Source organism: Sphingomonas sp. UYP23 (assembly GCF_054059235.1).
The window spans coordinates 4158844-4182120 of record NZ_JBSSBX010000001.1; the positions used below are offsets into that span (position 1 = coordinate 4158844).

Consider the following 23277-nt stretch of genomic DNA (forward strand, 5'->3'; position numbering starts at 1 on the left):
CAGCGGTGGTGGCCATCGGCTCAGCGCCGGCTTCTGAGCGACAGCTTGGGCACCGATCCGCTCGCGGCGAGCGAGGCGCCGCGTCCCGACAGCGACGGGTTGGTCATGAAATAGCGATGCAGATTGAACGGCCGGTCGCCCGGCTGGGTGCGGACATACGATCCGTCGCCCTGCAACTCCCAGCTCTGTTCGTTGTCGATCAGATTGGCGACCATCACCTGGTCGAGGATCTGCTGATGGACGGTCTTGTTCTCGATCGGCAGCATATACTCGATCCGGCGATCGAAATTGCGCTGCATCCAGTCGGCCGAGGAAATGAACACTTGCGCGCCGTCATTGGGCAGCATCCCGCCATTGCCGAAGCACCAGATGCGGCTGTGCTCGAGGAAGCGGCCGATCACCGACTTGACGCGAATATTCTCGGAAAGACCGGGAACGCCGGGCTTGAGGCAGCAGATGCCGCGGATGATGAGGTCGATCTGGACGCCGGCATCGCTCGCTTCGTAGAGCTTGTCGATCACCGCCGGATCGACCACCGAGTTCATCTTCGCCCAGATCGCGGCGGGGCGACCGGCCTTGGCGTTGGCGATCTCGGTATCGATCAGCCGCATCAGCCGCGGTCGCAGGTCGCGCGGGGACAGGCTGATCAGCGCCATGTTCTCGGGTTCGACGTACCCGGTGATGTAATTGAACATCTGCGCGGCATCGAGCCCGAGCCGCGGATCGGCGGTGAAGAAGCTGAGGTCGGTATACACTTTGGCGGTGATCGGGTGATAGTTGCCCGTGCCGAAATGGCAGTAGGTCCGGTACTGCCCGCTCTCGCGGCGCACCACCATCGAAACCTTGGCGTGGGTCTTCCAGTCGATGAAGCCATAGACGACCTGGACGCCCGCGCGTTCAAGCGCCGAGGCCCAGAGCAGATTCTGCTCTTCGTCGAAGCGCGCCTTCAGTTCGACCACCGCGGTGACCGACTTGCCCGCCTCGGCGGCGGCGATCAGCGCGTTGATGACCGCCGGCTGTTTGCCGGCGCGGTAGAGCGTCTGCTTGATCGCGACGACGTCGGGGTCGGCGGCGGCCTGCTTGAGGAAGGCGAGCACCACGTCGAACGTCTCGTACGGGTGGTGGACGACGATGTCCTTCGCCTTGATCGCGGCGAAACAGTCGCCGCCATATTCGCGGATCCGCTCGGGGAAGCGCGGCGAGAAGGGCGGGAATTTGAGATCGGGGCGATCCTCGTCGACGATCGCTTCGAGATCACCGACGCCGAGAAACGCGCCGCTCTCGGTGACGAAGCAATCCGCCCCGCCGAGTTCGTCGCGCAGCACCGAGCCGAGCCGCTTGGGCATCCCGCTCTCGAGCTCGAGCCGGATGACGCGGCCACGCCGCCGCCGCTTGATCGCATTGGCGAAGTAGCGGACGAGATCCTCGGCCTCTTCCTCGATCTCGAGATCGCTGTCGCGCAACACGCGGAACTCGGCGCCGCCGATCACGCGGTAGCCCGGGAAGACGAGCGGGGCGAACCGCTTCACCAGCGATTCGACCGCGATATAGCGCGCCTTCTCGCCCGGCAGGCGGAGGAAGCGTGGCATCGGCGCGGGGATCATGACGAGTTCGCGGATCGGCTGGTCGTCGGCAATCCGCACCAGGTCGAACATCACCGCCAACCCCTTGTTGGGGATGAACGGGAAGGGATGCGCCGGGTCGAGCGCCTGCGGGGTGAGGATCGGGAAAAGCTGCTCGCGGAACTGCGTCTCGAGCCAGGCGAGATCCTCGCCCGACAGCGCCTCGTCGATCGTGCGCGAGCTGAGCACCGCGATGCCGGTTTCGGCGAGCTGGCGGCGCAGGTCGCGCCACACATCGCGCTGGCTCGTGACCAGCGCATCGGCCTCGGCGACGATCGCCGCGAGCTGCTGGCCCGAGGTCAGCCCGTCGTTCGACAGGCGCGCGACGTCCTGCAGCTGCTGGCCCTTGAGCCCCGCCACGCGGACCATGAAGAATTCGTCGAGATTCGACCCCGAGATCGACAGGAAACGCACGCGCTCCAGGAGCGGATGCGCGGTGTTGCACGCTTCTTCCAACACGCGGCGGTTGAAGGCGAGCCACGACAGCTCGCGGTTGAAATAGCGGTCGCTCCCTTCGCTTCCGGCAAACGGGTCGTCGTCGTGGTCCAGGCTTGCGAGGTGGGCGGGGCGGGTCATGGGGTTTCCGTCGGTTCGGGGAACAAATCGGGTGCCGCGCCCGGGATCAGCCCGGCTTCCATCAACGTGGCCCGCGCGAGCGGGATCGACAGGCGCTTGTGCCGCGCCAGCAGCGCCTGGTCGAGCAGATCGACCGTGCGCAGCAAGGTTATGTGGGTGCGTTCCACCCGCAGGACGAGCCATTGAATCACCTCCGGCCGGGCGTCGATACCACGCCGAAGGAACTGACGCTCGAAGATTGCGCGCATCAACTCTTCGTCGGGGTCGCCGATCCGCACCGTCGGGCTTGCGGCGAGGCGCGAGCGCAGGTCGGGCAGCTTGATCGTCCATTCGGGCGGCGTCGCGTCCGCCACGATCACGACCGGGCGGCGATCCTCCTGCGCGCGGTTCCAGGCGTGGAAGATGCTCGTCTCGTTCTGCCGCTCGGCATCGTCGATCAGCCCGCCGCCGGTCTTGGCGGCGAAGATCCGCGCGAGCAGGCTGCGGCCCGATTTGCGCGGCCCCGTGACGACCACCGCCATGACGGGCCAGGTGCTCCAATGCTCGAGCTGCTGGACCGCCCGCGCGTTCGAATTCCCGATCAGGAATTCGTCGTCACGCGGGTCGGCCGGCCAGTCGAGGGGAAGTGCCATTTGTGCCGGGAGCATCAGATCACCCCGTCGGCGAATCGGTAGGTGTGGGTTGGCTCCCCTGCCCCGCCGCGCTGCTGCGGCGGATGCGGAACGTCGATCCGCTCGCGTTGACGCTCCAGCCGCGCGCCTCGAGCGCCGTGCGAAGCACCGCCGGATCGGCGTCATAGGCGATGCGCAGCACCGAGACCCCGCCGATCGCAAGGCTGGTGGTGATCGCAGAGCGGACGCCGGGGATCGCCTGGAGCGCGCTTTCGGTCGCGGTGACCGAACCGGCGTTCGGAGTATCGGCCTGGATCGTGATCGCCACGCTCGTCTTGGCCGCGTTCGGCCCCGGTAGACCGTCGATCCCGAGATCGATCGGCACGACTTCGGTCGGCGTGGCGGTCGGCGTCGGCGTGCCGACGGGGGCGACATAGGCCAAACCGGAATCGCCGCTGAGCCCGCCGCCGCGCAAAGCCGACTGATAGGCGTCGTCGATCCGCTTGACGCCGGCGTCGAGCAGCACCGGGAGCGCATCGGCGCGGTCGACGCGGAGCGTGAATTGCGTAACGATGCGATTGTCGGGGCCATGCCGCGCCTCGAACACACCGATGATCGGCCCGCCGGGCCATTCGCGGCGCAGCGTGACCTTGGGCACCAGCACGTCGGTCGCGCCATATTGGTCGAGCACGACGCGCCACCAGCCACGACCGGGCCGCTCTGTCTGGCCAAGGTTGAGCAACAGTGCATCGGCGCCGGTCCCGGTCGGGCGGACATAATCGACCAGGCTGTTGCCGGTGCGATAGCGGCTCCACGCCTCCTGCCAGCCCGTCTTCTGCTCGAGGCCGGTCGCGACTCCGCCGCTCACCTCGATCGGGATGACCAGCATCGGTGACGAGCGCGAAGCCTCGGCCGAGACGCCGAGGATCGACCCGGCGCGCGCCCGGCTAAACAGCACGCCGAGTTTGGCGACATAGCGGTTGGGGCCGATCTGCTCATTCTCGACGACGATCCCCGACACCATCGCGTCGAGCGTCCCGTCGGACAAGGTCCCGCCGCCGCTCCCCATCCGGCGCGACAGCATGTCCCAGCCCTTGCGCTGCGCGATCCGCCAGCCGGCATAGCGCGCGGCCTCGGCGCTCTTGCCGGTGACATCGACCTGGATGCCGCTCACCTCATAGCTGCCCGAGCTGTCGGCGGGCGCAACGCCCTGGTCGGGATCGTCCACTTGCGCGAGCACGAGCCCGCCTGTCGCGGTGAGAGCGAGCGCCGCGGCGAACTTCAGGGGCGTGGAAAGGCGGCGGATCGTCATGTCGGCGCCCTTTTGGCGAAGGAGGCGTGGAAATCCAAGCAGGATATGGCTAGGCGGGCACGATGAGCGAAACGAACCCGGACACCGAGTCCTACACCTATGCCCAAGCGGGCGTCTCGATTGCCGCTGGCAATGCGCTGGTGCGCGCGATCGCACCGCTCGCCAAGGCGACGCGCCGGCCTGGCGCCGATGCCGAGCTCGGCGGCTTTGGCGGTCTGTTCGATCTCAAGGCGGCGGGCTTCGTCGATCCCCTGCTGGTCGCGGCGAATGACGGGGTCGGCACCAAGCTCAAGCTGGCGATCGAGCATGATGCGCATGACGGGGTCGGGATCGATCTGGTCGCGATGTGCGCCAACGATCTGATCGTGCAGGGCGCCGAGCCGCTCTTCTTCCTCGATTATTATGCGACCGCGAAGATCGACCCCGCGGTCGCCGAGCGCGTGATCGCTTCGATCGCCGAAGGCTGCCGCCAGGCGGGCTGCGCGCTGATCGGTGGGGAAACCGCCGAAATGCCGGGCATGTACGCTGCAGACGATTACGATCTCGCGGGCTTCTGCGTTGGTGCGGTCGAGCGCGACCGGGTGCTGACTGGCGCGGCGATCGCGCCGGGCGACGTCGTGCTCGGGCTCGCTTCGGCGGGTGTGCATTCTAACGGGTTTTCCCTCGTGCGCCGGCTTGCCGCCGACAAGGGGTGGAAGCTCGATCGTCCGGCGCTGTTCGATGCCGACGTGCTGCTGATCGACGCGCTGATGGCGCCAACGCGGATCTACGTGAAGGCGTTGCTGCCGTTGCTGGCGGAAAAGCGGATCAAGGGGCTGGCGCACATCACCGGCGGCGGCTTGCTTGAGAACATCCCGCGCGTGCTGCCCGACGGCACGCATGCGCGGATCGACGCCGATGCCTGGGCGCAGCCGCGGCTGATGGCGTTTCTCCAGGCGCAGGGCAATATCGAGCCCGAGGAGATGGCGCGGACCTTCAATTGCGGGATCGGGATGGTCGCGGTGGTCGCAGCGGACGAGGTCGCGGCGGTGACCGCCGGGCTCGAGGCGGCGGGCGAGACGGTGTTCGCGATCGGGACGATCGAGGCTGGTGCGCGCGGGTGCACGGTGTCGGGCTCGGTCGAGACCTGGGGCGGTCGCGCCGATTGGACCGCGACGCATAATCATGGGTGAGCGCTTTCTCCCCCCCCTCCCGCAAGCGGGAGGGGAGAAGTGAGCGTCAAGGTTGGTATTCTGCTCTCGGGGCGCGGCTCCAACATGATGGCGCTGGTCGAAGCCGCGCAAGGCTATGACGTCGTGCTCGTCGCAGCGGACAAGCCCGATGCCGCCGGCATCGCCTGGGCGCGCGAGCGGGGCCTCGCCACCTTCACGCAATCGCCCAAGGGCATCCCGAAGGCCGACTATGAATCCGCGATTCACGCCGCGCTTGTCGAAGCTGGCGTCGAGATCATCGCGCTGGCCGGCTATATGCGCCTGCTCTCCGACGCGTTCGTCGCGCGCTGGGCGGGCCGGATCATCAACATCCACCCCTCGCTCCTGCCCAAATATAAGGGCCTCGACACGCATGCCCGTGCGATCGAAGCGGGCGATGCCGTGGCGGGCTGCTCGGTCCATATCGTCACAGAGGAGCTCGATGGTGGCGCAGTGCTCGGCCAGGCCGAGGTCCCGATCTTGCCCGGTGACACGCCCGACAGCCTCGCCGCGCGCGTGCTCGAAGCCGAGCATCGCCTTTACCCACACGTTCTGGCAGAGTTCGTAAGACGATGAGCCCCGATCCCGAATCCGTCCTCGCCAAGATCCGCGAACTCGCGCTGGCATTGCCCGAAACCACCGAGCGCCCGTCGCACGGCGCGCCCGGCTTCCTGATCGAGGACGGCAAGTTCTTCGCCTATTTCTGGCACGACCATCACGGCGACGGCGAGACCGTGGTGATCGTCAAGACGACGGGCGCCGACGAACAGGCGATGCTGATCGAAACCGACCCCGATTGCTATTTCAGCCCGGCCTATCTTGGCGCATCGGGTTGGGTCGCGATGCGGCTCGACCAGGACGAGCTGGATTGGGACCGCGTCGGCGACCGTATCGCGATCAGCTGGGAATTGGCCGCGCCGCGGCGCTTGCTCGAGGCGGGGGGACGATGAGCGATCAGTCGACCCCGCCCCGCGACCCCGCATTGCAGGTTGCCGCGACCGAGGCGGTCGCCAAGGCCGAGGCTGCAGCAACGCGCCGGCGCTGGATCAATCTCGGCGAGTTCATCGCAGTCGCCGGACTGATTATCGCGGGCGGCAGCCTGTATCTCAACTGGGCCGATCACCGGGCGGACGAGGCCGACAAGCAGGTCGCCGCGGTGAAGGCCGAACGCGCGCAAGCACGCTTCGACATCCGCGCGGCGCCGGCTTCGAACGGCAGCGCGCTGCTGCTGGCGCATGACGACCGCCATGCGATCCGTGACGCGACGGTCACCTTCCCGACGGCGCTCGGCGTCGGCACCAAGGATACCGTTGCGGATACGATCGATCGCGGGTGGTTCGACCACGCCCTGCTCAAGGCGACCGATGGCGGGCCCGACAAGAAGGCCGGGCGGTTGCCGGTGCTGATCGCGCTGACCTATTGGGACGGCGACACGCCGCGGACGACGCGCGGGATCTACGATATCGGGTGGAAGACCGAAACGAGCGGGCCGCTCGGGGTGTTTGGTCGCACGGTCAAGCTCGAGAGCCTGCGCCTGCACGAACTTGGCGGGACGCAGAAGCGGGTCGATGCGATCTGGGCGGGGCAGCAGCCGAAGTCGAAGGACTGAATTCAGGTCGGATATCGGTGATCGACCGATCGCCGATGCTCAAAGATTCCGCGCGTAGACCGGGTCGACATGCACCTCGCCGCCGACGACGAAGTCGCGGTTGCCGATGACGGTGAAACCGTTGCGTTCATAGAAGGCGCGGGCGCGGGCATTCGGGTCCCAAACGCCCAGCAACAACCGCGTGCCGCCAAGCAAGACCGCGTCGGCGATCGACTGCGCCAACAGCGCAGCACCGATGCCGCTGCCATAGGCCTGGCGCAGCGTATAAATCCGCCGCAGCTCGAGATCGCCCGGCTGCAGGTCGATCGGAAAGTCGGGCGCGGTCAGCACGGTATAACCGATCGGCGCCAGCCCGGGCTCGATCTCCGCGACGGTAACCACCGTCGCGGGATCGGCGAGCCATTTGGCGAACACCGCCGCATTATTGTTCTTGAGGCAATGTGCGACGAGATCGGCGCCGGCGAGCGACGGCGCATAGGTATCGAGAAAGGCCGCATTGGCGACGAGCGACAGCAGGTCGGCATCCGCCGGCCCTGCCCGTCGCACGCGCCATTGCAGCATCAGCCGACGATTTCTTCGGGCTTGAAGAAATAGGCGATCTCGATCTCGGCATTCTCGTCCGAATCCGAACCGTGCACGGTGTTGGCTTCGATCGACTCGGCGAGTTCCTTGCGGATCGTGCCGGCATCGGCGTTCGCCGGGTTGGTCGCGCCCATGATGTCGCGGTTGCGCTGCATCGCGTTCTCGCCCTCGAGGACCTGCACGACGACCGGGCCCGAGATCATGAAGCTGACGAGCTCACCGAAGAAGGGACGCTCCTTGTGGACCGCGTAGAAGCCCTCGGCCTGCTCGCGGGTCATCTGGATGCGCTTCGAGGCGATGACGCGGAGACCCGCTTCCTCGAGCATCTTGGTGACGGCACCGGTGATGTTGCGACGCGTCGCGTCGGGCTTGATGATCGAAAACGTGCGGTTCGCGGCCATGACCGTGAATCTCCTGTGGTGTTTGAAAAGTGTCGCGGAAAGTCGCGGTTCCCTAGTCGGGAGCCCGGTGGGATGCAAGCCTCAGGCGGCCTGCTCCCACCGGCCGCTGTCATTCTGCTTCCAGTAGCGGCGCTCGATCCCCGCGCGATCAGCGAGCGCTTTCCAGGCAGCGCGCGCCTGCGGGATGCGATCCTCGTCGAAAAAGTGAAAGGCGCGGTCGAAGCCGAGCGCTTCTTCGCGCCACACGCCATCAGCGAGCGCGATGTTGCGCGCGGCGTTGGCGGCATCGGGTCGTTCGGCGATGAGGATCGGCTGGGCGGCATCGCCCTCCCCCTCCCCGACGGCCTGCGCGTGCGGCAGGAAGCTGTCGGGCGTGTAGGTCCACAGCAAGCGGTCGAGCGCGCCGCGTTGGTCGGCGCTTTCGGCGACGATCAGCAGGCGGCTGCCGCTCTCTACGACGCGCTCGGCGATGCGCGGGAGCACCCGCTCGAGCGGTTGCGCGGTGAGGTGGTAGAAATCGACTTGCATGTTTCTCCTCCCCTCCCTTCTCTCACGCTTCTTCTTACCCCCCTCCCGCTTGCGAGGGCGAGGTCGGTCATGCCCCCGGCATGACCTAAACGATGCGGGGCATCGTTTACCTCGACCTGGGTTGGGGGAGGGGCGTGCCTCAGGCGGACCGCAAGTGTTCCAGGTCGTTCCCTCCCCTAGCCCCTCCCGCAAGCGGGAGGGGGATTTTGCGGCTTATGCTTCGAAGTTATCCGCCACGAATCGGTCGAGCAAACGCACGCCATACCCGGTCGCGCCCTTGTCGTAATTCGGGCCGGGCTTGTCGGCCCAGACCATCCCGGCGATGTCGAGATGCGCCCATTTCACGCCGGGCTCGACGAAGCGCTGGATGAACTGCGCCGCGGTGATCGACCCTGCGCCGCGTGGGCCCACGTTCTTCATGTCGGCGATCGGCGAGTCGATCAGCTTGTTGTACGCATCCGACAGCGGGAAACGCCACAGCAGGTCGCCCGAGGCCTTCCCGGCGGCGAGCAGTTCGTCGGCAAGCGCGTCGTCATTGGCGAAGATGCCGCCATGCTCGGTGCCGAGGCTGACGATCATCGCGCCGGTCAGCGTGGCGAGATCGACAATCGTCTTGGGATGATGCGTGCGCTGCACCCAGGTGACCGCGTCGCACAACACCAGACGCCCCTCTGCATCGGTGTTGAGGATCTCGATCGTCTGCCCCGACATCGAGGTCAGCACGTCGCCGGGACGGATCGCATCTCCGTCGGGCATGTTCTCGACCAGACCGCAGACGCCGATGACGTTCGCCTTGGCCTTGCGTCCGGCGATTGCCTTCATTGCGCCGACGACCGCGCCGGCACCGCCCATGTCCCACTTCATGTCTTCCATGCCGGGTCCGGGCTTGAGCGAAATGCCGCCGGTATCGAAGGTCACGCCCTTGCCGACCAGCGCCAGATCGGGATCGCCCGCCCCTGCCCCACTCCATTTCAGCGCGAGCAGCCGCGCATCCTTGGCCGAGCCCTGCGACACGCCGAGGATCGCGCCCATGCCGAGCTCGCGCATCTCGTCCTCGCCGAGCACGGTGACTTCGAGACCGAGGCCCTCGACTTCGGCGAGCACCTTGGCGACGAAGGTCTCGGGATAGATCTTGTTTGGCGGCTCGGCGACGAGCGTGCGCGTCAGTTCGAGGCCCTCGGTCAGCGCCTTCTGTTTGCTCCACGCGGCGTCGGTGCCGTCGGGCGCGCCGTGGAGCACGATCGAAGCGAGCGTCGGCTTCGATTTTTCGGGGAGCTTGGTGCGATAGACGTCGTGACGCCAGCCGCGCTGTGCCGCCGCGCCGGCAAAGCGCGCGACCGCATTCGGGGTCGCGCCCGCCCCGGTGAAATCGACGCTCGCGCTGGTGACGCCCGAGGTCAGCAAGCGGGCGGTCAACGCGCCGCCGGCGCGCTCATAGTCGGGCTCGCTGCCAGCACCCGTGCCGAGCAGCAGCACGCGCCGCACCCCGCCAGCGCCGTCGGCGACGAAGGTCTCGACGACGCTCGCCGCCTCGCCCTCGAAGCGGCTTGCGCGCGCCGCCGCCTTGACCAGATCGAGCGCTGCCGCGTCGATCAGCGTCGTCGCGAGCCGGGCGACCCCGTCTTTCTCGACGAGGAAGGCGATCGCCGCGGCGGATGCCGGCGCGGCAGTGGAAAAGTCGATCTGCATGAAAGCCTCGATGTGGGTCTGGTCGTCGATTGAGTCGGTTGTCTCTAGGACAGCCAGAAGCAGCTGGCAAAGGATCGACCCACGAATTCGCCGCAGCACGATTGCAGCAAGGCGAGGTCGATGCGATAGGGCGGGATCGACCAGCGGCATCCGGCGACAGATCGGGCGCTTTCTCGCATCAGGGTGTTTGTTCCGACGTGAAGCGTGCCGTTTTCCTCGCCAGCTGTGTGATTCCGTTCGTTTTGGCGGCCGCGCCCGCGTCCGCGCAAGATCTGCAGACGCGTACCGTCCCGCCGCCGCCGCCCGCGACGACTCCGAGCACGAGCGACGATCAGGTCCAGTTCAACGCAACCACGCTCGAATATGACAATACGGCGGACCTGGTCACCGCGACGGGCGACGTCCGCATGTACCGGGCGGGCAACCGCCTGCGCGCCGATACGGTGGTGTGGGACCGTAAGACCGGCAAGGTCCATGCAAGCGGCAACGTGGCGGTGGTCAACCCGGGCGGAGATACCGCGTATGGCGATTCGATCGACCTGACCGATGCGCTGAAGGACGGCATGGTCGACAACATGCTGCTCGTGCTCGAGAAAGGCGGTCGGCTGGCGGCGCGCAAGGGCACGCGCGCGCTCGACGAGACGGTCGTGCTCGACGACGCTGCTTACACGCCGTGCGGCGTGACCGATTCGGACAATTGCCCGAAAGAGCCGTCGTGGAAGATCACCGCGGTGCGCGTCATTTATCGGCCCGACCGCAAGCGCATCTATTACAAGGGCGCGCGGATCAATCTGTTCGGTCTGCCGACCCTCCCGCTCCCGGCCTTCTCGAATTCGATCGGCGACGGCAACGACAACGGGCTGCTCGCACCCGATCTCCGCTACAGCCGCACCAACGGCTTCGAATTCGCGCAGCCCTATCATTTCGCGCTGGGATCCAACCAAGGGCTGACGGTGACGCCGCGGATCTTCAGCGCGGTGCTGCCGATGCTCAAGGCGGAATATAGCGCGCTCAATACACTCGGGGCGTATCGCATCGCTGGCTATGTCACCGCGAGCCCACGCAGCACCGATCTGCTGACCCCGACACCTGCGGGAACCCCCAATTCTTTCCGCGGTTATCTCGACGGCGTCGCCAAGTTCCAGCTCAGCCCCGATTGGACTCTCAGCGGATCGCTCCGGCTGACGACCGACCCGACCTTCCTGCGCCGGTACGACATCTCGACCGACGACCGGCTGCGCAGCACGGTCAAGCTCGAGCATATCGACAAGAGCAGCTATTTCTCGGTCGCCGGCTGGTATGTGCAGACCCTGCGCGTCGGCGACCGGCAGGCATTGCAGCCGATCGCGCTGCCCGAGATCGATTACCGCAAGCGGATCCCAGACAGTCTCCTCGGCGGCGTCTTCACGTTCCAGGTCAACAGCCTGGGGATCGAGCGCCCCGCCGGACAGGATACGCAGCGGGCCTTTGCCAGCGCACAGTGGGAATTGCGCAAGCTGACGCCGTTCGGCCAGGAAGTGACCTTCACCGCGCTCGGCCGTGGCGACATCTACCATACGAGCGACATTCTCGCGACGACGGTGGCGAATTATCGCGGCGAGTCCGGGGTCAGCGGCCGGATTATCGGCGCATTCGCGGTCGATGTGAAATGGCCGTTCATCGGGTCGTTTCTCGGCGGCACGCAGCGGCTGACTCCGCGCGTGCAGCTTGTCGCCTCGCCGCAAGCCGGAACGACGACGGTGCCGAATGAGGATTCGCGCTCGGTCGATCTCGAGGACACCAATCTGTTCTCGCTCAACCGCTTTCCAGGTTACGATCGCTTCGAGGATTCGGCGCGCGTGACCTACGGGCTCGACTGGTCGGTCGATCTGCCAGGCTTCTCGTTCACGACCAATATCGGCCAGAGCTATCGGCTCAACAGCCGCCCGACATTGTTCCCCGATGGCACCGGACTGTCGGGGCGCGTCTCGGACATCGTCGGCCGTACCGAGCTGCGCTTCCACGATTGGGTGTCGGTCATCCACCGCTACCGGCTCGACCAGGGCGACCTTGCGGTCCGCCGCAACGAGCTCGACGCGACGATCGGATCGCGCAGCACCTATTTCCTGGTCGGCTATCTGCGGCTCAACCGCAATATCGACCAGACGCTGGAGGATCTGCGCGATCGCGAGGAATTGCGTGTCGGTTCGCGCGTGCAGATCTCGCGTTTCTGGTCGGTGTTCGGCTCGACCGTGATCGACTTGACCAATCGCGACGAGGATCCGCTGTCGCTGGCGGACGGGTTCGACCCCGTCCGACACCGCCTCGGCGTGCAGTATGAGGATGACTGCCTGCGGCTCGGTGTCACCTGGAAGCGCGATTATCAGACCACCGGCGACGTCAAGGCGGGCAACGGCTTCCTGTTGACGCTGGCGTTCAAAAACCTTGGCCGCTAAGCACAGGTTCAGACGGATTGGCGCAGTGCAGCGTCCAACGGTTTGGGCTGGGGTTCCGGCTCAAGCTTTGTGGGCTGATCGGGGCACGCCATGCGGGATGGGATTTTGATTACGTGAAGACTGATATTGCAAAGCCGACCCGCCTTGGTCGCCGTGTGGGATTTGGCGCCGCGATCATCGCGCTGCTGGCGACGAGCGGCGGTTCGATCGCGCAGACCGCGCCGGATACCGCTCCCTCGGATCAGGCAGGCGTGACCGCGCTCGACCTGCCGAAGAACCCGACTATCTTCGGCAAGATCGATCCGACGATCCGCAAGCCGACCGCGATCGTCAACGGCGCGGTGATCACCGGCACCGATATCGACCAGCGCGTCGCGCTGCTGCTCGCCGCGCGTGATCTCAAGCTGTCGGCGCAGGAAATGGCGCAGTACAAGCTCGTCATCGTGCGCCAGCTGATCGACGAAACGCTCGAGATCCAGCAGGCGAGGACCGCCGACGTCAAGATTGGCCCCGACGAGATCGGCAAGAGCTACGATACGGTCGCGCGCAATTTCGGCAAATCGCAGCCCGAGATGCGCTCGTATCTGCGCTCGGTCGGGTCGTCGGAGCGATCGCTCAAGCGCCAGATCGAGGCCGAACTGTCGTGGAACCGCTATTTGCGTCGCAAGGTCGACGTCAATGTCGGTGACGAAGAGGTCAATGCGATCATCGACAAGATCAAGAAGCAGCAGGGCACGACCGAATATCACGTCCGTGAAATCTATCTGAAGGCCGATGCCGACCGTGCGCCCGAGGTGTTCGCGCAGGCGCAGCAGATGATGCAGTCGATCCAGAAGCGCGACAAGGGTGAGGACACGTTCGGCTATTACGCCCGCCTGTCCGACGCGACGACGCGCGCGACCGGCGGCGATCTCGACTGGTTGAGCGAGCAGCAATTGTCGCAGCTCCCCGCGTCGCTGGTCGAGGCGATCAAGTCGATGACGCCTGAGCATCTTGCCGGGCCGATCGAGGTGCCGGGCGGCTTCTCGATCATCTATCTGGTCGACACGCGGAAGATCGGCGTCGCGGATCCGCTTGATGCACGCCTGACGCTCAAGCAGGTCAGCGAACGCTTCCCCGAGGGCATCACGCAGGAGCAGGCCAACGCGCGCGTCGCCGAGTTCGCCAAGCTCAGCGCTACGATCAAGGGTTGCGGCGAAGTCGCCAAGGTCGCCTCGGCCCTCGGGGCCGACGTGGTCGACAACGATTCGGTGCGGATCAAGGATCTGCCAGTCGCGTTGCGCGAGATCATGCTCAAGCTGCAGGTCGGCGAATCGACCCCGCCGTTCGGTTCGGCCAAGGACGGCATCCGTTCGCTGGTCCTGTGCGGCCGCGATGAGGCGGTGGCGAATATTCCGGGCATGGAGCAGGTCCGCAGCACGATGGAAAATCAGCGGGTCAATCTGCGCGCCAACCAGTTGCTCCGCGATTTGCGGCGCGATGCGATCGTCGAATATCGCTGACCGGGGGGATAGGACGATGGTCGCGCCGCTCGCCATATCGATGGGGGATCCGGCGGGCATCGGCCCCGAGGTCATCGCCAAGGCGTGGTCGCGCCGGATCGAGGCCGGGCTCCCGCCCTTCTTCGCAACGGGCGACGCGCGTGCGATCGCGGCGGTGTGGGACGGTCCGGTCACTGCCATCGCGCATCCCGATGCGGCGAACGGCGTGTTCGAGACCGCGCTGCCCGTTCTGACCGTTGAGGATGGCGGCGAGATCGTGCCGGGCTCGCCCGATGTCGAGGGCGCACGCTGTGCGCTGCGCGCGCTCGAGCTGGCCGCGGGGCTGGTTCGATCGGGCGCAGCACGGGCACTCGTCACCGGGCCGGTTTCGAAAAGCCAGCTCTACCAGATCGGCTTCAATTATCCCGGCCAGACCGAGTTCGTCGCCGAACGCTGCGGGATCGCCGGCGAGAATGCCGTCATGATGCTCGCCGGCCCTGATCTGCGGGTCGTTCCGATCACGACGCACGTCCCGCTCGCCGCGGTCAGCGGCCTGCTGTCGATCGAGCTGATCGTCGCCAAGGGGCGCGCGACCGCGCGGGGCCTCGCGCGCAATTTCGGGATCCTCAACCCGCGCATCGCCTTTGCCGGGTTCAACCCGCATGCGGGCGAGAGCGGCGCGATCGGGCGTGAGGAGATCGAGCTCATCGCGCCTGCGGTTGCGGTATTGCGCGGTGATGGGATCGACGCGATCGGACCGTTCGCCGCGGACACGCTATTCCATCCACGGGCGCGTGCCGGGTATGACGCGGTGCTGTGCTGCTATCACGACCAGGCGCTGGTACCGATCAAGACGCTCTACTTCGACGAGGGCGTCAACATCACGCTCGGTCTTCCGATCGTGCGGACCTCGCCTGACCACGGCACCGCCTTCGACATTGCCGGCAAGGATCGCGCAGAGCCCGGCGCGACAATCGCGGCGATCCGCCTCGCGGGCGAAGCCGCCGACCGCCGCGCTGCAGCCGACGCGTGAGCCTTCCCGATTTGCCACCGCTGCGCGAGGTGATCGCGCGCCATGGTCTCAACGCGAGCAAGGCCCTGGGGCAGAACTTCCTGCTCGACGCGCAATTGCTCGCGCGGATCGCGCGAATTCCCGGTGATCTAACGGATGCCGAGGTGCTCGAGGTCGGCCCTGGGCCCGGCGGGCTGACGCGCGCGCTACTGGGCGCCGGCGCGAGGGTTACTGCGATCGAGCGCGACCATCGCTGCATCCCGGCATTGGCGGAATTGGGCGAGGCGTTTCCCGGCAAGCTGCGCGTAATCGAGGGCGATGCGCTCGAGATCGATGCCGCGAGCCTGTTCGAGGGCAAGCCGCATATCGCCTCGAACCTGCCCTATAACATCGGCACGGCGTTGCTGGTGCGCTGGCTCTCGGCCGACTGGGCGCCGTGGTGGCAGAGCCTCACGCTGATGTTCCAGCGCGAGGTGGCCGAGCGGATCGTCGCGCCGACCGATGGCGAGGCGTATGGCCGGCTCGCGGTGCTCGCGCAGTGGCGGAGCAAGGCGACGCTGGCGATGCCGGTGCACCGCTCGGCCTTCACCCCACCGCCCAAGGTGATGTCGGCAGTGGTGCATATCGTGCCGGGCGCGGCGCCCGACGGCGTACGCTTCGCGACGTTGGAGCGCTTGACCGCGGCGGCGTTCGGGCAGCGGCGCAAGATGTTGCGGCAGAGCTTGAAGGGGGTGCCGGGTGCGCTCGCGGCACTCGACACGGTCGGGATCGAGGCGACGCGGCGCGCGGAAACGGTCAGCGTTGCGGAGTTTGTGGCGCTGGCGAAGGCGCTTTCCTGACATCGTCGCCCCGGCGAAGGCCGGGGCCGCTGGATGTAGCAAAGCGCCGCCGACCAACCGGGCGGCCCCGGCCTCTGCCGGCGCGACGGATCAGTCGGTCTTTGGCATCGCTGCCGGTACCGTCGCGGCAGCCGTCACGATCGGCGGCCCCTTGGCGATCGAGGCGGTCAGCGTCGCCACTTCGGGGCACGCGCGCTTGGCGCAGACGAGCTTGACCTTCGCCAGATTTTCGCGCGCACGGACGACAGCACCCTTGGCGACGAGGGCCTCGCCCTGCCCGCTGAGCGCTGCGACATCGTTGGGGTCGAGCGACAGCGCCTCACGGTAAAGGCGGATCGCCTTGCCCGGCAGACCGCGCGTTTTGGCGACTTCGGCGAGGCTGACGAACGCACCGCGATTGCGTGGATCGACCGCGACCGCGCTCTCGAGCAGATCGGTCGCGGCATCAAGATTGCCCGCCGCCTGCTGTGCCTGTCCCTTGGCGAGCAGCGCGAGCGAGCGCGCATCGACCGCGTCCTCGGGCCGCTGGCCCTGCACCGCGGTCGCGACGGTAACCAGCGTCAGCGCGGCAGCGACGGCGACGGACGTGTAACGCATGAGATACTCCAGCTTCGACACGGCCACAGGGCTATCACGGCGCGATGAGGCGCGCGACAAAAAAGCCGTCGGTGGCATCATGCGCTGGCGTCAGGCGGACGCCGGCACCGTGCTTGCGCCCGACCGGGAGTTTGAGCGGCTGCGCCTTCCAGCCTGGGTTGGCGGTCAAGAAGTCGGCGACCTGCCCCGCCCCCTCTTCGTCGAGCAGCGAGCAGACGATGTAGACCAACGCGCCGCCCGGCTTGACGAGGTTGGCGCCGACTTCGAGCACATGCTTTTGTGTCTCGACGAGGCGCTCGATCCGGTCGGGCGTCAGGCGCCAGCGCGCCTCGGGGTTGCGGCGCCAGGTGCCGGTGCCCGAGCACGGCGCGTCGATCAGCACGCAGTCGGCGCTGTGGAGCCAGTCGTCGAGCATCTCGACCTCGCGACCGGGGTTCAGCAGCCGCGTCTCGATGATCCCTGAGCGCGCGCGTTCGGCACGCGGCGCCATGCGCGAGAGGCGCATGCGGTCGGTGTCGGTGGCGAGCACTTCGCCCTGCCCTTCCATCACCGCGGCGAGCGCGAGCGTCTTGCCGCCGGCGCCGGCGCACAGATCGACGATCCGCTGGCCGGGCTTGGCCTTGGCGGCGAGCGTGACGAACTGGCTGCCGGCGTCCTGCACCTCGATCGCGCCGTGATTGTAGGCGGGGAGGTTTTCGACCTGGGTGCCCGAGGGGAGCCGCAGGCCGTCGGGCAGGCCGGCGATCGGCTCGGCGCCTTCGATGTCGATCTCCTCGACAATCATGCGGTTGATGCGCGCGTCGAGCGGGGCGCGGCTGATGAGCGCCTCGAACTCTTCATAGCCCAGGTCGGACGAATGCAGGCGGTCGATGATCCACGTGGGCGCGACGCCCGAGGGGGCAGCGGTCTCGTGCTTGCCGATCGGCGCGGGGCCGTGGCCGACGCCGTCGAAGGTCGCGGCGACCTCGGGATCGGCCTGCGCGACGGCGATCATTGCGGCGCGGCCCGAGGCCGGGCGTTCGCCTGCCAGCCGGATCGCGGCGTAGACGAGCTCGCGGACGGCGCGGCGGTCCTTGCTGCCGGCGTAGCGGCGCGTGCTGAAATAGCGCGCGATCAGCGTGTCGGCGGCGGCGCCGCTGTCGCGCGCGCCGGCGATGATCTGGTCGAGCAGCTCGATCGCGGCCTGGGTGCGGGCGGATGGGGTCATTGTTTTCTTTCTCCCTCTACCCGCTTGCGGGGAGAGGGTCGGGGAGAGGGGCAGTGCTGCGTTACCTGGGGCGACGAGTGTTGAGGCGCCCCCCTCCCCGGCCCTCTCCCCCACAAGTGGGGAGAGGGAGAAGAAGAAGTTACCGCGTCGGGTAGTTCGGGGCTTCGCGGGTGATGTCGACGTCGTGGACGTGGCTTTCCTTGAGGCCGGCGCCGGTGATCTGGACGAAGCGGGCGCGCGCCTGCAGGTCCTCGAGCGTCGCCGAGCCGGTATAGCCCATCGCCGCGCGGATGCCGCCGACGAGCTGGTGGATCACGTCCTTGGCGGGTCCCTTGAAGGCGACCTGGCCCTCGATCCCCTCGGGAACGAGCTTCATCTGGTCCTTGATGTCGCCCTGGAAATAGCGGTCGGCAGAACCCCGGCCCATCGCGCCGACCGAGCCCATGCCGCGATACGATTTGTAGGCGCGGCCCTGGAACAGGAAGGTCTCGCCGGGCGCTTCCTCGGTGCCCGCGAGCAGCGAGCCGATCATGCACGCCGATGCGCCCGCCGCGAGCGCCTTGGCGAGATCGCCCGAGGTGCGCAGGCCCCCGTCGGCGATCACCGGCACGCCGTGTTTCTGGCCGATCTCGGCGCAGTCCATCACCGCGGTCAGCTGCGGCACGCCGACGCCGGCGACGACGCGCGTAGTACAGATCGAGCCCGGGCCGATGCCGACCTTGATGCCGTCGGCCCCGGCGTCGATCAGCGCGCGGGTCGCCTCGGCGGTAGCGACGTTGCCGGCGATGACCTGGACCGAATTGCTGAGCTTCTTGACCCGCTCGACCGCGCGCGCGACGTCGCGATTGTGGCCGTGCGCGGTGTCGATCACCACCAGGTCGAGCTCGGCATCGACCAGCGCCTCGGTCCGCGCGAAGCCCTTGTCGCCGACCGTGGTGGCGGCCGCGACGCGCAGGCGGCCGGCATCGTCCTTGGTCGCGTTGGGATAGGTGACGGCCTTCTCGATATCCTTGACGGTGATCAGGCCGACGCAGCGATACTGGTCGTCGACGACGATCAGTTTCTCGATCCGGCGCTGGTGGAGCAGGCGGCGCGCCTCTTCCTTGCCGACGCCGGTCGAGACGGTCGCGAGATTCTCGTGCGTCATCAGCTCGGAGACGGGCTGTTGCGCGTTCTCGGCGAAGCGCGTGTCGCGGTTGGTGAGGATGCCGACGAGCGTGCCGTCGGCCTCGACCACCGGGATGCCGCTGATCTTGTGGCGGAGCATCAGCGCCTGCGCCTCGGCGAGCGTCGCCGAGGGGGCGATCGTGATCGGGTTGACGACCATGCCGCTCTCGAAGCGCTTGACCGCACGGACCGCGGCGACCTGCTCGTCGATCTCCATGTTGCGGTGGAGCACGCCGATGCCGCCCAATTGCGCCATGACGATCGCCATGTCGGCCTCGGTCACGGTGTCCATTGCCGAGGAGAGGATCGGGATGTCGAGCGAGATGCCGCGGGTGACGCGCGTCGCGGTGTTGGTCTGGCTGGGCACGATGTCCGATTCAGCCGGCACGAGCAGGACATCGTCGAAGGTGAGGCCGAGGCGAATGTCCATGAAAATGCCGTTTCCTGCTGGCCCGGGGAGGTCGGGTGGGTGCGAGTCGTGGCGGTCCATGTAAACAACGGGCGCGCGGGGCGCTAGGGGGCGGTTTGGGTGCGGGGTGGGTTGGGCGCTGGCGCCGGGCGCGCGGCGGAAAGTCACACGAAAGTCGCACCATCGCGGGTGGCTCAAAAGCCCCTCCCCTTCAGGAGTGGCGGGTGAACAGCGCCCCGCGCTGTTCAGGTTATGCCGGGGGGCATGGCCGACCCGCCACTGGATTGGGGTGGGGGCGTGCCTCCTATGCGGCGGCGGACTCGCGGAGAGGCCCCACCCCCTACCCCTCCCCTGAAGGAGAGGGGCAAGAAGAAGAAGAAGAAGGCGGGCCCTGTGCGACGAACCGTGCCTCGGTTGACTCGATTGACCCCAAGACGTGATGTTTGCTCTTCCGATCGTTTCCGTTTCTGCGCCAATGCCGAGCGCTTGTGATCTCCCCTTTCGTTCCACCGCCCGGCGCAGGCCAGACAAAGGCAAGCGGAAGTGTCGCGAACCGCGGGGAGAATGAGCCAGACCGTTCAAAGAGCAAACTAGAACATACTACGAACACGCTTTGTAGGAAAGAGTAACTGGAGCGTTACGCGAATACAGCCGACCAGCGTTGCATAGAGGTTTGCGATCCGCGCCGCGTGGTGTCACTATCGCGCCATCAGCCGCTGATACGAACGGTGTTATGACATCGGTGGTGACCTGAATATTCCATAGCCGAGGAAACGACATGAAAACGTTCGCGATCACGGTGCTGCTCTTGCTCGTGCCAGCGACGTCTTCTGCTGCGGGATCGTCCGCGGGCATGCCGAAACCCATTTTCAGTTGCGGCGTCGGCACCAAGCGCGTGTCGGTCAATCTGGTGGGCAGTCAGCTGGTCTATCATTACGGCACGCAGCAAAAAGAGGAGATGTCGATCATTGGCGACCGGCAAAGCGGCAACGTCTTCTGGCTTACACAGCGGATGGCAGCGGTCGAATACCAGCTTCGTTTCAAGAGCGGTGCCTATAGTTACATCGTCTACAACGTCGAAAGAAATGCGATGTCTGGCGCGAGGCCTGCAGCGGGCCTTGTTGTCATGCAGGGCACAAAGACGATTTCGGACAAGAGATGCGCGAAATATACCGAGTTTCAGCCAAACTTTGATTTCTCTTCGCTGCCGGAAGACTCTCCAGAGTATTCCGCCATGTAACGAGGGGCTGCCGAGGAGCCCCCCCTACCCACCACCCCTCAATCTGCTAAAACACTGTAATCGCGCCCGCCCCTCCGCGGTCGCGCAAGGGGATCCCCATGGCACTCATCATCGCCGGCCTGCTCGTCTTCGTCGTTCTGCTCTACCTCATGCTCGGCATGAAGGTCGTGCGCCAAGGCTATCAGTACACGATCGAACGCTTCGGCAAGTTCACCGCGGTCGCCAAGCCCGGGCTCACCTTCATCGTGCCGCTGTTCGACCGGGTCGGTCGGAAAGTGAACATGATGGAGCAGGTGCTCGACATTCCCGGCCAGGAGATCATCACCAAGGACAATGCGATGGTCGCGGTCGACGGCGTCGTGTTCTTCCAGGTGCTCGACGCGGCCAAGGCGGCGTATGAGGTGAGCGACCTGTATCTCGCGATCATGCAGCTCGCGACGACCAACTTACGCACCGTGATGGGGTCGATGGATCTCGACGAGACGCTGTCGAAGCGCGACGAGATCAACACGCGGCTGCTGATGGTGGTCGATCACGCGACCGAGAGCTGGGGCGTCAAGATCACGCGGGTCGAGCTGAAGGACATCCGTCCGCCCGCCGACATCGTCAACGCGATGACGCGCCAGATGAAGGCCGAGCGCGAGAAGCGCGCAACCATTCTCGAGTCGGAAGCGGCGCGCCAGAACGCGATCAACCGCGCCGAGGGGCAGAAACAGTCGCAGATCCTCGAGGCCGAAGGGCGCCGCGAGTCGGCCTTCCGCGACGCCGAGGCGCGCGAGCGCGCGGCCGAGGCCGAGGCGGCGGCGACCAAAGCGGTGTCGGACGCGATCGAGGGCGGCAGCGTTCAGGCGATCAACTATTTCATCGCACAGAAATATGTCGAGGCGATCGGCAAGTTCGCGACCTCGCCCAATGCCAAGACGATCCTCTTCCCAGTCGAGGCGACGCAGCTGATGGGGACGCTCGGCGGGATCGGCGAGCTGGCGCGCGAGGCGATCGTCGGGTCGCCGTCGGCGTCGCCGGTGGTCAAGCCGCGGCCGCGGCCGGGTCCATTCGAAGAGGGGGACCCTGCGGCGTGACGCTGTTCGGGATCGAGTGGAGCCTGGGCGCGCTGTGGCTGGCGGCGGCGCTGGCGCTGGTGATCGCCGAGATGCTCGTGCCGGGGTTCTTCCTGGTGTTTCTCGGCGTAGGTGCGGCGGTGACGGGGCTGCTGGTGCTGATCGTACCGGGGGTGCCGATCGTGCTGCAGGCATTGGTGTTCGCTGGGTTGACGGCGGCTGCCGTGGCGATCGGGTGGCGCTGGTATCGCGGTCTCGCGACGACCGCGGCGGAGCCCGCGCTCAACGATCGCGCGGCGCGGCTGATCGGTCGGCGCGTGCTGGTGTGCGAGGCGATCGTCGACGGCGAGGGCCGCGTGACGGTCGGCGACGGCGCGTGGAGCGCGACCGGGCCCGATGCGGCGGTTGGCGCGAGCGTCCGGATCGTCGGTGCGGACGGCAGCGTGTTGCGGGTCGAGCTCGGCTGACGCCGTTGCGGCTTCGTGGGGACGTTCTTCCAGGAAAGTGCGGCACGAGTAGCGCCTGGGCGGGAGGGGGCCGGCCCCCTCCCGCCCGTTCGCTCATTTCTTGCCGAAGAACCCCTCGGCCAGGCCGCCAAGCTGCCCGAGCACGCCGCCTTGCTGTCCGAGCTGGCTTGCGAAGCCGGCAAGCGCGCCCTCGCCGCCGATATGCGCGACGATCTGCTGCAGGATCTCGGGCGACAGGCCGGTGCTGGTGGCTGCCGTTCCGACCGTATCGCCGGGGGCGGGATGCGCCACGCCGAGCGCCTGGACCGCGGACAACACCTGTTCGGGCGTCAGGCCGACCTTGGCGGCAAGGTTCTTCACCTCGACATTGTCCGAAACCTGAGCGAGCAATCCGTCGAGCAATCCCATACGTGTGTCCTTGTATCGCGGCTAACGTGCCAAGATTAGCACGCGCGTGGCAGCGGCGCGAGATCGGGTTCGACGAAAGCGCGCCGTGCCGCGCGCGAAAACAGAAGGTCCCGGCTGTAGAAGCGCAGCGGCCAGTCGCGCTGCCCTTCGGGACTGGCAAGTAACGTATTGACGCTGTCGACCAGCGGCTCGTCCGGATCGCGGGCCGCGACATGCGCGCGGACGCCGGCGAGATAGGTCCGCGTGATCGTGTCGTGATAGCCGCTATCGGCGTCGTTCACCCCGCCGACCGCGAGATTGTAGCGCGAGATGATCGTTGCGATGTGCGCGTCGAGATCGAGATCGGGCCGCTCGCGGACCAGCCAGGTCGCCGCGCCGAGGTGCGCTTCATGCGTCCAGTCGGCGCGCGGCAGACTGCGGTCGAGCAGGCGCTGGCCGACCTCGCGGACGGCGGCATCATCGGGGAACGGGCGAAACGGCATTTCGGGCATCGGAGCGGGCTTTCATGCGCCCGATCCGACGATCGGGCAGGTCGGGCGTCGCGGGCGGCGGATCGGCGGACGCCTGCGTCGACATGCTCGGCGAATCGCGCGACGTTTTCCACGCACAAATCGACCAGTTTGGCGGCAGTCGTGTTCTATGCCGCCGGGTCGGACCGGGTCACGCGGCGTTTTCGGCTGCATCGTCACGACCCATGCACCTGTCCTGCGCCTTGCGCCCGGGATGCGCGCCAGTTTCACGGATGCCCTGCGGGTCGAGCCCGGCCGCCATGCGGTTTTTCACGGGATGGGTCTTCCAATGGCCCATGCGGGTCATCCAAAGCTCGCGCCTGTCGGT

Annotated in this window: 24 protein-coding genes; 11 read left to right on the forward strand and 13 right to left on the reverse strand. The window is 66.9% G+C overall.

The features are described 5' to 3' along the window. Positions 1–20: 20 nt before the first annotated feature. From ACVWYO_RS20445 to ACVWYO_RS20455, 3 genes are read right to left on the reverse strand one after another with little or no spacing between them, the layout of a single operon-like run. Positions 21–2198 carry an RNA degradosome polyphosphate kinase gene (locus tag ACVWYO_RS20445; protein WP_457353973.1) on the reverse strand — a complete coding sequence of 726 codons (2178 nt, stop codon included), beginning with the start codon at positions 2196–2198 and terminating at the stop codon, positions 21–23. Then, complete coding sequence (locus ACVWYO_RS20450; RefSeq protein WP_457353975.1) at positions 2195–2830, reverse strand: HdaA/DnaA family protein; 636 nt, start codon at positions 2828–2830, stop codon at positions 2195–2197. The genes ACVWYO_RS20445 and ACVWYO_RS20450 overlap by 4 nt, the downstream gene beginning before the upstream one ends. A gap of 19 nt (positions 2831–2849) precedes the next feature. Next, positions 2850–4121 carry a heavy-metal-associated domain-containing protein gene (locus ACVWYO_RS20455; protein WP_457353977.1) on the reverse strand — a complete coding sequence of 424 codons (1272 nt, stop codon included), beginning with the start codon at positions 4119–4121 and terminating at the stop codon, positions 2850–2852. A 62-nt stretch (positions 4122–4183) separates the two neighbouring features. Here ACVWYO_RS20455 and purM point away from each other — a divergent pair, with 62 nt between their 5' ends. The 4 genes from purM (at position 4184) to ACVWYO_RS20475 (ending at position 6920) form a co-directional block, all read left to right on the forward strand. After that, positions 4184–5293 carry a phosphoribosylformylglycinamidine cyclo-ligase gene (gene purM / locus ACVWYO_RS20460; protein ID WP_457353979.1) on the forward strand — a complete coding sequence of 370 codons (1110 nt, stop codon included), beginning with the start codon at positions 4184–4186 and terminating at the stop codon, positions 5291–5293. A gap of 84 nt (positions 5294–5377) precedes the next feature. Beyond that, positions 5378–5887: a phosphoribosylglycinamide formyltransferase gene (gene purN / locus ACVWYO_RS20465; protein WP_457355077.1), complete on the forward strand. Its 510-nt coding sequence runs from the start codon at positions 5378–5380 to the stop codon at positions 5885–5887. Next, positions 5884–6261 (forward strand): MmcQ/YjbR family DNA-binding protein, encoded by a 378-nt coding sequence (locus ACVWYO_RS20470; RefSeq protein WP_457353981.1) that lies wholly within the window; start codon positions 5884–5886, stop codon positions 6259–6261. Before purN ends, ACVWYO_RS20470 begins: the two co-directional genes overlap by 4 nt. Beyond that, positions 6258–6920 carry a hypothetical protein gene (locus ACVWYO_RS20475; protein ID WP_457353983.1) on the forward strand — a complete coding sequence of 221 codons (663 nt, stop codon included), beginning with the start codon at positions 6258–6260 and terminating at the stop codon, positions 6918–6920. Before ACVWYO_RS20470 ends, ACVWYO_RS20475 begins: the two co-directional genes overlap by 4 nt. 39 nt (positions 6921–6959) lie before the next feature. On the opposite strand, the gene ACVWYO_RS20480 is transcribed toward ACVWYO_RS20475, so the two are convergent. The 4 genes from ACVWYO_RS20480 to ACVWYO_RS20495 form a co-directional block, all read right to left on the reverse strand. Further along, entirely contained in the window at positions 6960–7481 is a 522-nt protein-coding gene (locus ACVWYO_RS20480; protein ID WP_457353985.1) for a GNAT family N-acetyltransferase, read from the reverse strand. After that, positions 7481–7903: a nucleoside-diphosphate kinase gene (gene ndk / locus ACVWYO_RS20485; protein WP_140848663.1), complete on the reverse strand. Its 423-nt coding sequence runs from the start codon at positions 7901–7903 to the stop codon at positions 7481–7483. Before ndk ends, ACVWYO_RS20480 begins: the two co-directional genes overlap by 1 nt. Positions 7904–7984: 81 nt before the next feature. After that, entirely contained in the window at positions 7985–8431 is a 447-nt protein-coding gene (locus ACVWYO_RS20490) for a DNA polymerase III subunit chi (protein WP_457353987.1), read from the reverse strand. Positions 8432–8644: 213 nt separating this feature from the next. Beyond that, positions 8645–10120, reverse strand: coding sequence for a leucyl aminopeptidase (locus tag ACVWYO_RS20495; protein WP_457353989.1), 1476 nt, complete (start codon positions 10118–10120; stop codon positions 8645–8647). A 197-nt stretch (positions 10121–10317) separates the two neighbouring features. Between ACVWYO_RS20495 and ACVWYO_RS20500 the strand changes: the two genes are divergently transcribed. From ACVWYO_RS20500 to rsmA, 4 genes are all read left to right on the forward strand, one after another. Continuing rightward, positions 10318–12555 (forward strand): LPS-assembly protein LptD, encoded by a 2238-nt coding sequence (locus ACVWYO_RS20500; protein ID WP_457353991.1) that lies wholly within the window; start codon positions 10318–10320, stop codon positions 12553–12555. Positions 12556–12668: 113 nt separating this feature from the next. Beyond that, positions 12669–14057 (forward strand): peptidylprolyl isomerase, encoded by a 1389-nt coding sequence (locus ACVWYO_RS20505; RefSeq protein WP_457353993.1) that lies wholly within the window; start codon positions 12669–12671, stop codon positions 14055–14057. A 16-nt stretch (positions 14058–14073) separates the two neighbouring features. Then, the gene (gene pdxA / locus ACVWYO_RS20510) at positions 14074–15069 is read left to right on the forward strand and encodes a 4-hydroxythreonine-4-phosphate dehydrogenase PdxA (RefSeq protein ID WP_457353995.1); all 996 of its coding nucleotides are present in this window, start codon (positions 14074–14076) and stop codon (positions 15067–15069) included. After that, entirely contained in the window at positions 15066–15887 is an 822-nt protein-coding gene (gene rsmA / locus ACVWYO_RS20515) for a 16S rRNA (adenine(1518)-N(6)/adenine(1519)-N(6))-dimethyltransferase RsmA (protein WP_457353997.1), read from the forward strand. The genes pdxA and rsmA overlap by 4 nt, the downstream gene beginning before the upstream one ends. A 90-nt stretch (positions 15888–15977) precedes the next feature. Here rsmA and ACVWYO_RS20520 read toward each other — a convergent pair whose 3' ends face one another. The 3 genes from ACVWYO_RS20520 to guaB all read right to left on the reverse strand — a co-directional run bounded on the left by ACVWYO_RS20520 (position 15978) and on the right by guaB (position 19288). Continuing rightward, complete coding sequence (locus tag ACVWYO_RS20520; protein WP_457353999.1) at positions 15978–16484, reverse strand: tetratricopeptide repeat protein; 507 nt, start codon at positions 16482–16484, stop codon at positions 15978–15980. A 34-nt stretch (positions 16485–16518) separates the two neighbouring features. After that, positions 16519–17691, reverse strand: a complete 1173-nt coding sequence (locus ACVWYO_RS20525; protein ID WP_457354001.1) for an RsmB/NOP family class I SAM-dependent RNA methyltransferase — start codon at positions 17689–17691, stop codon at positions 16519–16521. A 139-nt stretch (positions 17692–17830) separates the two neighbouring features. Continuing rightward, entirely contained in the window at positions 17831–19288 is a 1458-nt protein-coding gene (gene guaB, locus ACVWYO_RS20530) for an IMP dehydrogenase (protein ID WP_457354003.1), read from the reverse strand. A gap of 757 nt (positions 19289–20045) precedes the next feature. On the opposite strand from guaB, the gene ACVWYO_RS20535 reads away from it, so the two are divergent. The 3 genes from ACVWYO_RS20535 (at position 20046) to ACVWYO_RS20545 (ending at position 22032) form a co-directional block, all read left to right on the forward strand. Beyond that, entirely contained in the window at positions 20046–20507 is a 462-nt protein-coding gene (locus ACVWYO_RS20535; protein WP_457354005.1) for a hypothetical protein, read from the forward strand. 98 nt (positions 20508–20605) lie between these two features. Then, the gene (locus ACVWYO_RS20540; RefSeq protein WP_457354007.1) at positions 20606–21586 is read left to right on the forward strand and encodes an SPFH domain-containing protein; all 981 of its coding nucleotides are present in this window, start codon (positions 20606–20608) and stop codon (positions 21584–21586) included. Next, positions 21583–22032 (forward strand): NfeD family protein, encoded by a 450-nt coding sequence (locus ACVWYO_RS20545; RefSeq protein WP_457354009.1) that lies wholly within the window; start codon positions 21583–21585, stop codon positions 22030–22032. Before ACVWYO_RS20540 ends, ACVWYO_RS20545 begins: the two co-directional genes overlap by 4 nt. A 93-nt stretch (positions 22033–22125) precedes the next feature. Here the strand turns inward: ACVWYO_RS20545 and ACVWYO_RS20550 are convergent, their stop codons facing one another. The 3 genes from ACVWYO_RS20550 to ACVWYO_RS20560 form a co-directional block, all read right to left on the reverse strand. Next, positions 22126–22440, reverse strand: a complete 315-nt coding sequence (locus ACVWYO_RS20550) for a hypothetical protein (RefSeq protein WP_140848638.1) — start codon at positions 22438–22440, stop codon at positions 22126–22128. 35 nt (positions 22441–22475) lie between these two features. After that, positions 22476–22931 carry a hypothetical protein gene (locus ACVWYO_RS20555; protein WP_457354012.1) on the reverse strand — a complete coding sequence of 152 codons (456 nt, stop codon included), beginning with the start codon at positions 22929–22931 and terminating at the stop codon, positions 22476–22478. A 169-nt stretch (positions 22932–23100) separates the two neighbouring features. Continuing rightward, the gene (locus ACVWYO_RS20560; RefSeq protein WP_457354014.1) at positions 23101–23256 is read right to left on the reverse strand and encodes a hypothetical protein; all 156 of its coding nucleotides are present in this window, start codon (positions 23254–23256) and stop codon (positions 23101–23103) included. Positions 23257–23277: the final 21 nt, after the last annotated feature.

Excerpts from the sequence above, each read along its gene's own strand:
- ACVWYO_RS20490 (WP_457353987.1), bottom strand. The coding sequence starts at position 8,431 with ATGCAAGTCGATTTCTACCACCTCACCGCGCAACCGCTCGAGCGGGTG.
- ACVWYO_RS20455 (WP_457353977.1), bottom strand. The coding sequence starts at position 4,121 with ATGACGATCCGCCGCCTTTCCACGCCCCTGAAGTTCGCCGCGGCGCTC.
- ACVWYO_RS20540 (WP_457354007.1), top strand. The coding sequence starts at position 20,606 with ATGGCACTCATCATCGCCGGCCTGCTCGTCTTCGTCGTTCTGCTCTAC.
- ACVWYO_RS20480 (WP_457353985.1), bottom strand. The coding sequence starts at position 7,481 with ATGCTGCAATGGCGCGTGCGACGGGCAGGGCCGGCGGATGCCGACCTG.
- ACVWYO_RS20555 (WP_457354012.1), bottom strand. The coding sequence starts at position 22,931 with ATGCCCGAAATGCCGTTTCGCCCGTTCCCCGATGATGCCGCCGTCCGC.
- ACVWYO_RS20470 (WP_457353981.1), top strand. The coding sequence starts at position 5,884 with ATGAGCCCCGATCCCGAATCCGTCCTCGCCAAGATCCGCGAACTCGCG.
- ndk (WP_140848663.1), bottom strand. The coding sequence starts at position 7,903 with ATGGCCGCGAACCGCACGTTTTCGATCATCAAGCCCGACGCGACGCGT.
- ACVWYO_RS20475 (WP_457353983.1), top strand. The coding sequence starts at position 6,258 with ATGAGCGATCAGTCGACCCCGCCCCGCGACCCCGCATTGCAGGTTGCC.
- ACVWYO_RS20495 (WP_457353989.1), bottom strand. The coding sequence starts at position 10,120 with ATGCAGATCGACTTTTCCACTGCCGCGCCGGCATCCGCCGCGGCGATC.
- ACVWYO_RS20520 (WP_457353999.1), bottom strand. The coding sequence starts at position 16,484 with ATGCGTTACACGTCCGTCGCCGTCGCTGCCGCGCTGACGCTGGTTACC.
- purN (WP_457355077.1), top strand. The coding sequence starts at position 5,378 with ATGATGGCGCTGGTCGAAGCCGCGCAAGGCTATGACGTCGTGCTCGTC.
- ACVWYO_RS20550 (WP_140848638.1), bottom strand. The coding sequence starts at position 22,440 with ATGGGATTGCTCGACGGATTGCTCGCTCAGGTTTCGGACAATGTCGAG.
- guaB (WP_457354003.1), bottom strand. The coding sequence starts at position 19,288 with ATGGACATTCGCCTCGGCCTCACCTTCGACGATGTCCTGCTCGTGCCG.
- ACVWYO_RS20445 (WP_457353973.1), bottom strand. The coding sequence starts at position 2,198 with ATGACCCGCCCCGCCCACCTCGCAAGCCTGGACCACGACGACGACCCG.
- pdxA (WP_457353995.1), top strand. The coding sequence starts at position 14,074 with ATGGTCGCGCCGCTCGCCATATCGATGGGGGATCCGGCGGGCATCGGC.
- ACVWYO_RS20525 (WP_457354001.1), bottom strand. The coding sequence starts at position 17,691 with ATGACCCCATCCGCCCGCACCCAGGCCGCGATCGAGCTGCTCGACCAG.
- purM (WP_457353979.1), top strand. The coding sequence starts at position 4,184 with ATGAGCGAAACGAACCCGGACACCGAGTCCTACACCTATGCCCAAGCG.
- ACVWYO_RS20560 (WP_457354014.1), bottom strand. The coding sequence starts at position 23,256 with ATGACCCGCATGGGCCATTGGAAGACCCATCCCGTGAAAAACCGCATG.
- ACVWYO_RS20450 (WP_457353975.1), bottom strand. The coding sequence starts at position 2,830 with ATGGCACTTCCCCTCGACTGGCCGGCCGACCCGCGTGACGACGAATTC.
- ACVWYO_RS20535 (WP_457354005.1), top strand. The coding sequence starts at position 20,046 with ATGAAAACGTTCGCGATCACGGTGCTGCTCTTGCTCGTGCCAGCGACG.